The organism is Providencia sp. PROV209 (assembly GCF_028479485.1).
Lineage (GTDB): Bacteria > Pseudomonadota > Gammaproteobacteria > Enterobacterales > Enterobacteriaceae > Providencia > Providencia alcalifaciens.
Window position 1 is genome coordinate 72878 of the sequence record NZ_JAMPNR010000008.1, and the last position, 7588, is coordinate 80465.

General features: G+C 44.2%; 7 protein-coding genes. 2 read left to right on the plus strand and 5 right to left on the minus strand.

Annotated features, from left to right (window positions below; all coding sequences use genetic code 11):
- The first annotated feature begins 4 nt into the window (after nucleotides 1-4).
- Nucleotides 5-1387 (plus strand): esterase-like activity of phytase family protein, encoded by a 1383-nt coding sequence (locus tag PR795_RS07520; protein WP_181480150.1) that lies wholly within the window; start codon nucleotides 5-7, stop codon nucleotides 1385-1387.
- A 108-nt stretch (nucleotides 1388-1495) separates the two neighbouring features.
- On the opposite strand, the gene PR795_RS07525 is transcribed toward PR795_RS07520, so the two are convergent.
- The 5 genes from PR795_RS07525 to ppiB form a co-directional block, all read right to left on the minus strand.
- Nucleotides 1496-2749 (minus strand): MFS transporter, encoded by a 1254-nt coding sequence (locus tag PR795_RS07525; RefSeq protein WP_181480149.1) that lies wholly within the window; start codon nucleotides 2747-2749, stop codon nucleotides 1496-1498.
- A gap of 121 nt (nucleotides 2750-2870) precedes the next feature.
- Complete coding sequence (purK, locus tag PR795_RS07530) at nucleotides 2871-3956, minus strand: 5-(carboxyamino)imidazole ribonucleotide synthase (RefSeq protein WP_036961657.1); 1086 nt, start codon at nucleotides 3954-3956, stop codon at nucleotides 2871-2873.
- Complete coding sequence (gene purE, locus PR795_RS07535; protein ID WP_272516769.1) at nucleotides 3956-4471, minus strand: 5-(carboxyamino)imidazole ribonucleotide mutase; 516 nt, start codon at nucleotides 4469-4471, stop codon at nucleotides 3956-3958. The genes purK and purE overlap by 1 nt, the downstream gene beginning before the upstream one ends.
- Nucleotides 4472-4639: 168 nt before the next feature.
- On the minus strand, nucleotides 4640-5362 hold the full coding sequence (locus tag PR795_RS07540; protein ID WP_181480148.1) for a UDP-2,3-diacylglucosamine diphosphatase: 723 nt from the start codon (nucleotides 5360-5362) through the stop codon (nucleotides 4640-4642).
- An 11-nt stretch (nucleotides 5363-5373) separates the two neighbouring features.
- Complete coding sequence (ppiB, locus tag PR795_RS07545; protein WP_272516770.1) at nucleotides 5374-5868, minus strand: peptidylprolyl isomerase B; 495 nt, start codon at nucleotides 5866-5868, stop codon at nucleotides 5374-5376.
- Between the two features lie 298 nt (nucleotides 5869-6166).
- Between ppiB and cysS the strand changes: the two genes are divergently transcribed.
- Nucleotides 6167-7555 (plus strand): cysteine--tRNA ligase, encoded by a 1389-nt coding sequence (gene cysS, locus PR795_RS07550; RefSeq protein ID WP_036975230.1) that lies wholly within the window; start codon nucleotides 6167-6169, stop codon nucleotides 7553-7555.
- Nucleotides 7556-7588 lie beyond the last annotated feature (33 nt).

Below are 7588 nucleotides of genomic sequence, written 5' to 3' on the forward strand. Positions count from 1 at the left end.
AACAATGGCTCGCCTTAATCGGAAAAGATTCACGCTGACATCTCTTTCTTTATTTCTTGGTTTAATCTCATTTAGCACCGTAGGGGGTGCTCAACAATCATTAGTTCAAAAACAAGTGCCCGCTACACTCGCTGGGCATGCTGTTTTATCCGTGGATGCGACAGTTCCTACACCGAAAGATGCCCCTTCGGATATGCAAAAAAGTGGTAAATACACCACTGGAACGCGTGTTGATACGCTGGGTAAAGTGGAAGGCAAATCAGATGGTCGTCCAACAGGTAAATTTATTCCTATTAACGGGCAGCCGTTACAAGGACACTCGGGTATTAAGCGCATGGAAGATGGCACTTATTGGGTGTTAACGGACAATGGTTTTGGTAACAAAATGAATTCACCGGATTCTATGTTGTATTTAACCCAATATGATATTGATTTTAAAAGTGGAAAAGTAAACCCGCTGAAAACTGTCTTTTTCCATGATCCGGATAAAATCATTCCATTTCATATTATTAATGAAAGCAGCCAGCAGCGCTATTTGACGGGCAGTGATTTTGATCCTGAAAGTTTCCAATTTGCGAGTGGTGCTTTGTGGGTTGGGGATGAGTTTGGACCATACCTGATTAAAATGGATCTAGAAGGCAAGGTTTTAGCGCTTTTTGAAACACAAGTTGAAGGCAAAAAAGTGGTTTCACCGGACCATTACACGTTAACAACGCCGGGTAAACCGACAGAGAAAGTCACGTTCCAAGTTAATCGTTCAAAAGGTTTTGAGGGGATGGCATCATCACCAGATGGCACTAAATTGTACCCCATGTTGGAAGGGGCTTTGTGGCAAGAAGCTAAGCAAGATTATGAAAACGTGAATGGCAAAAAAGCGGCGCGTATTCTGGAATTTGACGTGAGACAGCAAGACTGGACGGGGCGCAGTTGGTTATATGTTTTTGAAGATAACCAAAATGCTATCGGTGATTTTAATCTGATTGATGATACTCATGGCTTGATCATCGAGCGTGATAATGGTGAAGGCACTGCAGATAAAGGGTGCCCAGAAAACGCAACAAATAAAGAAAATTGCTTTAGCAATTTAGCGAAATTTAAACGCGTTTATCGCATTGAGTTTTCAGATAAAAATGTCGGTGGCGCAGTCGATAAGCAAGCTTATATTGATTTGATGAACATCCAAGATTCTAATCAATTAGCCAAGAAACCATTGAATAATGGCGTGTTTACTTTCCCATTCTTTACGATTGAAAACGTGGATATTGTTGATGGCGAACACATTATTGTCGGGAATGACAATAACTATCCATTCTCTTCTAGCCGTGAGCCTAATCAAGCTGATGATAATGAATTTATCCTGCTGAAAGTACCTGAATTATTAAAGTAATTTGTAGTCGGTCATGCCAGTAAGAAGTTGAATATGTACATGGATCCTTGTTTTTCCCTTGGTTCAATAATTTGCTCGGGTTGCCCCGAGCTTTTTTCTTTTTAGAGATTAATCTTTTTGCACTGCTAAAGCAGGTGGCTTCATCATTAAAGTGAAAAATAGAATCACAATGACAGGGGCTGCAATGGTTAAGAAGGCGGGGGTAAAACTGCCGGTGATATCTTTAATAGCGCCGGCAATAAACGGTGCTAAACAAGCGATAGTCGAGATTAAATTGACGACAGAGAATAACTCTAAGTAAGGACCGCGACCAAAATAATTGGAGAGTAATACGCTGGAGGCTAAGAAGGTCATTCCATAGCCAACACCAACGCAAATCACGAATAAAATCAGCCAGAACCATGACGTGGAAATACTCAGTGCGATAACGCCCAGTACCATGATAATCAAACTACCAATCAGTAAGCGTTTAGGTTCTAACCATTCCCCAGCGGCACCACCGAGAAAGCGAGAAAAAGCGTTCACAAATGCCATGGTACTAAGCAGTGAAACGGCGACCGTCATGCCAAATCCGCGTTCTTCAATGTGCGCGACCGCAAAACTGTTTACCGTAATTCCGCACCATAGAAAAGAAGTATACGTTGCGGCGATTAAATAGAATTGCCAAGTGCGTAGGGCACGGCGCACGGTCCAAACTTCTGCTGTACGGTAAATCGGTTTACTTGAGCTACTAACTTGTTTTTGCATCACTTTTTTGGCGTGTTCTTGCTCTTTTTTGCCTTCTCTGAGCGCCAAGATAGTGATGAGTGTGACAATACTAAGATAAACGGCACAGAGTACCCAATGCATACGCCAAGAGCCTAATTGGTTCGAGGCATAAAAATAGATCCACGGACCGGCTACGCCACCTAGCCCGCCAATCGTGAAGTACAAGCCGAATGCGAGAGACTGTTTTTCAAACAGGCGAGAGAGAACATAGGTTCCAGGAACAGTGGCGAGTAACGTAAATCCGATACCAATCAACGCTGTCCCTAAGAAATAGGTGCTGATGGTTTCCGTTGAATAGAGATTGTAAAAGCCAGAGCAGAAAACAAGCATGCCGAGCAGCAATGTGAGTCGAACGCCCACTTTACGGATCAATAATGAAGGGAGAAAACTTGCCAAGCCACAGGTTAAACCGAGTAAAGTAAAGCCGAAGCCTGCCTCAGTCCAGCTCCATTTTAATTCGCCGATCATACTTGGTAACACGACACCTAATGAGGTAAATGTCGTCGCGGTCGCGAGGAAGTAAACTAGCCCGAGGAGAACGAGAATTGACCATTGGTATAACGGACTAAATGGTGAGGCATGTGTTTCTGGCATATGGGCTCCAGTGGTGCCCTAACAAGCGAATCATAATGGAATCATCATGATGCAAAAAGGATAGGGCGAAAATAGCAAATGCCCGAAATATCACTTTCGGGCACGAATAGCGCTATTTTCCCTATTTTTGGCGAGAGTACCAGCCTAATTTTGTTTTTGCCCACTCAATGCCACTTTTATACTCATTTGGCAGCATTGGGATCAAATTATCGAGGGTATTTTCGAGCTGATGGACATCGCTATGAGTCAGATTTAAGTGACCCACTTTACGTACAGGGCGCACTTCTTTCTCATACCAATGTAAATGGACTAAAGGCAGATTTAACCATTCTTGGTTAACATCAGTGCCAATTAAATTGACCATCACAGCAGGGCTGAAAACTTCTGGCGTCGGCATCGGAAGATTCAGAATCGCGCGTAAATGGAGCTCGAATTGGCTGATTGAGGCCCCATTTTGAGTCCAGTGCCCACTATTATGAACGCGAGGGGCAATTTCATTGATCAGCAGCTTATCGCCAACCACAAAACACTCCATTGCCATCACACCGACATAGCCGAGCTCATCCATGACGGAGCTGAGCATCGCTTGTGCTTGTTGTTGCTGGACAGGATTCGCATTTGGGAACGCAACGCTGGTGCGTAAAATACCTTCTTGGTGAAGGTTATGAGTGATGGGATAGAAAACCGATTGACCGGATTGGCTGCGGGCACCAATCACGGAGACTTCAGCATCAAATGGGATCCCTTGCTCGACGATGCATTCCCCATAAATTTCTGCGGGAAGATTTAACTCATCACCAGGGCGAACACGCCATTGGCCACGACCGTCGTAGCCACCCGTTCTGCGTTTTACGATCAAAAAATCACCCAGAGTGGCAAATAATTCTGTCCATTGGTCTGGAGATTCTAATAGCGCCCAAGGTGCTGTCGATAAATTTAATGTATCGAATAGGCTTTTTTGTGGGAATCGGTCCGCTAAGCGAGGAAAAATATCTCGGTTAATAAACGCATTATGGCGAGCTAGCTCCTTAGTTAAAGGTGTTTCAGGCCAACGTTCAATTTCAGCGGTGATCACACTTTGTTGGTAAGGAACGGCTTCAGGTTCCGCATCTAGTCCTACAGGGAAAACTGAAATTCCCAGCGGTTCCCCTGCTTGGCGCAGCATTCTGCCTAATTGACCATTACCAAGGACACAAACCGGTTTCATTACGCTTCCCTCGGATCTGGGTTATTTAATACGTCGTTGGTTTGTGCTTCACGCCATGCGGATAAGCGATTGAATAGCGCATACTCATGAGTGGCTAAAATTTGTGCAGCTAGCAGTGCGGCGTTAGCGGCACCGGCTTTACCAATAGCAAGGGTGCCAACAGGAATGCCTTTTGGCATCTGCACAATAGAATACAGGCTATCAACACCACTTAATGCGGCACTTTGTACCGGCACGCCAAGGACAGGAACCAGTGTTTTTGCAGCTAACATGCCGGGTAAATGGGCAGCACCGCCAGCTCCTGCGATAATGACATCAAAACCGTTTGCTTTGGCATTTTCAGCAAAGGAGAACAGTTTATCTGGTGTGCGGTGTGCAGAAACGATTTCAACATGGAAAGGCAGTTGCAGCTCTGTCAGTACATCAGCAGCATGTTGCATCGTTGTCCAATCACTTTTAGAACCCATAACAATGGCGATTTTTGCCGCAGATTGAGCAGGAACTTGGGCAGTCATGTGGTGTGATCCCTGTATTGAAAAATGTCACCCTAAGGGTGGAAATGTGAATTGTCCCGATCATATCACGGTAATCGAGCAAGGAAAACGTTTGCGTGACTATAAAATAAGCAAACGATTAGGCTCAAGTGCAAGAATTCACCCGGCATCTTTAACAAGGAACGAAAACTAAAAAGGAAAGAAAATAAGCTCAATACCGTTTTCATTAATTACAAAAGCGGAACCTTCGCTGTGCCATGCACCTAATACCCCCCTAAAATGGAGATGGCCCTCTAGGTTGATTTCATGAATTGCAGGGCGATGAGTGTGACCGTGGATCATCCATTGCGCTTGATGGCGGTTTAATGCATCAATGACGGCGAGGGAATTCACATCCATAATCGCTTCGGATTTCATGCTACTGGCATATTGGCTATTACGGCGCATTTTTTGTGCGATACGGCGACGAATACATAAAGGTAAAGTGAGAAAAAGGCGTTGGATCCAAGGGGTATGAACTTTTTTACGGTAATTTTGATAAGCCGCATCATCGGTGCATAGCGTATCACCATGCATAATCAAAATACGTTGACCATAAAGTTCAAGCAGCGTTTCTTGGGAGAGGATGGTCATGCCGCACTGTTTAGCATAACGTTGACCCACTAAGAAATCGCGATTTCCGTGAATGAAATAGCAAGGAATACCACGTTCACTTAGCTGTCTTAGTGCTTGAGCTACTTGTTGGTGTAAGGGCGTTTCATCATCATCACCAATCCAATAATTAAAGAAATCGCCTAGAATATACAGGCTGTCGGCATGGATGGCTTGCTGTTCGATAAAATGCAGAAAACCGGCGGTGATCGCCGGTTCATCTTCACTTAAATGCAAATCTGCAATGATATAAGTGGACATAAATTCAGGGATTACTCGCTGACAGTCACTTTTTCAATCACAACGTCTTCGCGAGGTACGTCTTGGTGGAAACCACTGCGACCGGTCGAAACGCCTTTGATTTTGTCAACAACGTCCATACCTTCAACGACTTCAGCAAATACGCAGTAACCCCAACCATCTGGGCGCTCTGAACGGAAGTTTAAGAAGTCATTGTCAGCAACGTTGATGAAGAATTGTGCTGTTGCTGAGTGTGGATCGTTAGTACGAGCCATTGCTAATGTGCCACGGCTGTTTTTCAGTCCGTTATTAGCTTCGTTTTTGATAGGCGCTTTAGTGTCTTTTTGGTTCATGCCAGGCTCAAAACCACCACCTTGGATCATGAAGCCGTTAATAACACGGTGGAAAATGGTATTATTGTAGAAACCTTCGCGGCAGTAAGTTAGAAAGTTTTCAACAGTTACTGGTGCTTTGTCTACGAAAGTTTTGATAACGATGTCACCGTGATTGGTATGAAATGTAACCATAATAGCTATCCTGAATAATTGTTTTTTGTGCGCTAACTTGCGAAAGCGTTAAGATCAGCAAGTTTATATCACAGATAAAACCTGACTTGAAGCAACAGTGTATTTGCAAAATAGGTTAATCCATAACAGTGACCTATAAATAAGGCGATAAAGTCAAGTGTTAACCTTGCTTTCTTCGGGTGATCGCGATTCAATACCGTGCTATTTTCGTAGGTTGAATCTGGATATTTTATCCTCAACATCGCGATAATCTGATGTATGATAGATATACACGTACTAATAAAATGGAAATAAAAAGATGCTACAGATTTTCAATACACTAAGTCGTCAAAAAGAAGAATTTAAACCCATCCATGCTGGAAAGATTGGGATGTACGTGTGTGGCATCACCATTTACGATTTGTGTCATATTGGTCACGGTCGTACCTTTGTGGCTTTCGATGCAATTAGCCGCTATTTACGCTATTTAGGCTATGACCTGAATTATGTGCGCAACGTGACGGATATTGATGACAAAATCATTAAACGTGCCGCTGAAAATAATGAAAGCGTGGAAGAGTTAACGACGCGCATGTTAGCGGAAATGCATAAAGATTTTGATGCATTAAATATACTACGTCCAGACAGCGAACCGCGTGCCACTCGCCATATTCATGAAATTATTGAGCTAACTGAAAGCTTGATTGAACGTGGTCATGCCTACGTCGCTGATAATGGCGATGTGATGTTTGAAGTCAAAACTGACCCAAGCTACGGCTTATTATCTCGTCAAGACTTAGACCAGCTCCAAGCGGGCGCCCGTGTTGAAGTGGCGGATGTGAAACGTAATCCAATGGATTTCGTTTTATGGAAAATGTCAAAAGAAGGCGAGCCAAGCTGGGAGTCTCCTTGGGGCTTAGGTCGCCCTGGCTGGCATATTGAATGTTCGGCCATGAACAGCAAAACGCTGGGTAACCATTTTGATATTCACGGTGGCGGTTCCGATTTAATGTTCCCACACCATGAAAATGAAATTGCTCAGTCTACCTGCGCTCACGATGGTCCGTATGTGAACTATTGGATGCACTCCGGCATGGTCATGGTTGATAGAGAGAAAATGTCTAAATCTCTCAATAATTTCTTTACTATCCGTGATGTATTGGAATATTACGATGCGGAAACCGTACGTTATTTCTTACTTTCTGGTCATTATCGTAGCCAGCTGAACTATACCGAAGAGAACTTAAAGCAAGCTCGCACGGCATTAGAGCGCCTATATACCGCATTGCGCGGTACAGATAAATCAGCGACACCTGCTGGTGGTGAAATATACAAAAGTCGTTTCTGCGAAGCGATGAATGATGATTTCAATACACCTGAAGCCTATTCAGCTCTGTTTGATATGGCGCGTGAATTGAACCGCCTGAAAACAGAAAATATGGACGCCGCAAACGGTATGGCAGCGCAATTACGTGAGCTGGCGAAAGTGCTGGGGCTGTTAGAACAAGACCCAGAAACTTTCTTACAAGGTGGGGCACAAAGCGAAGACGATGCCGAAGTGGCAAAAATCGAAGCACTGATTAAACAGCGTAACGACGCGCGTCAAAGCAAAGATTGGGCGCTGGCGGATCAGGCACGTGATGCGCTGACGGCGATGGGGATTGTGTTGGAAGATTCATCAGCTGGCACTACGTGGCGTCGCAAGTAATATTCGTCATATTTCGCGTTGTTGGCGTCACTC

Excerpts from the sequence above, each read along its gene's own strand:
- PR795_RS07520 (WP_181480150.1), top strand. The coding sequence starts at position 5 with ATGGCTCGCCTTAATCGGAAAAGATTCACGCTGACATCTCTTTCTTTA.
- PR795_RS07525 (WP_181480149.1), bottom strand. The coding sequence starts at position 2,749 with ATGCCAGAAACACATGCCTCACCATTTAGTCCGTTATACCAATGGTCA.
- purK (WP_036961657.1), bottom strand. The coding sequence starts at position 3,956 with ATGAAACCGGTTTGTGTCCTTGGTAATGGTCAATTAGGCAGAATGCTG.
- purE (WP_272516769.1), bottom strand. The coding sequence starts at position 4,471 with ATGACTGCCCAAGTTCCTGCTCAATCTGCGGCAAAAATCGCCATTGTT.
- PR795_RS07540 (WP_181480148.1), bottom strand. The coding sequence starts at position 5,362 with ATGTCCACTTATATCATTGCAGATTTGCATTTAAGTGAAGATGAACCG.
- ppiB (WP_272516770.1), bottom strand. The coding sequence starts at position 5,868 with ATGGTTACATTTCATACCAATCACGGTGACATCGTTATCAAAACTTTC.
- cysS (WP_036975230.1), top strand. The coding sequence starts at position 6,167 with ATGCTACAGATTTTCAATACACTAAGTCGTCAAAAAGAAGAATTTAAA.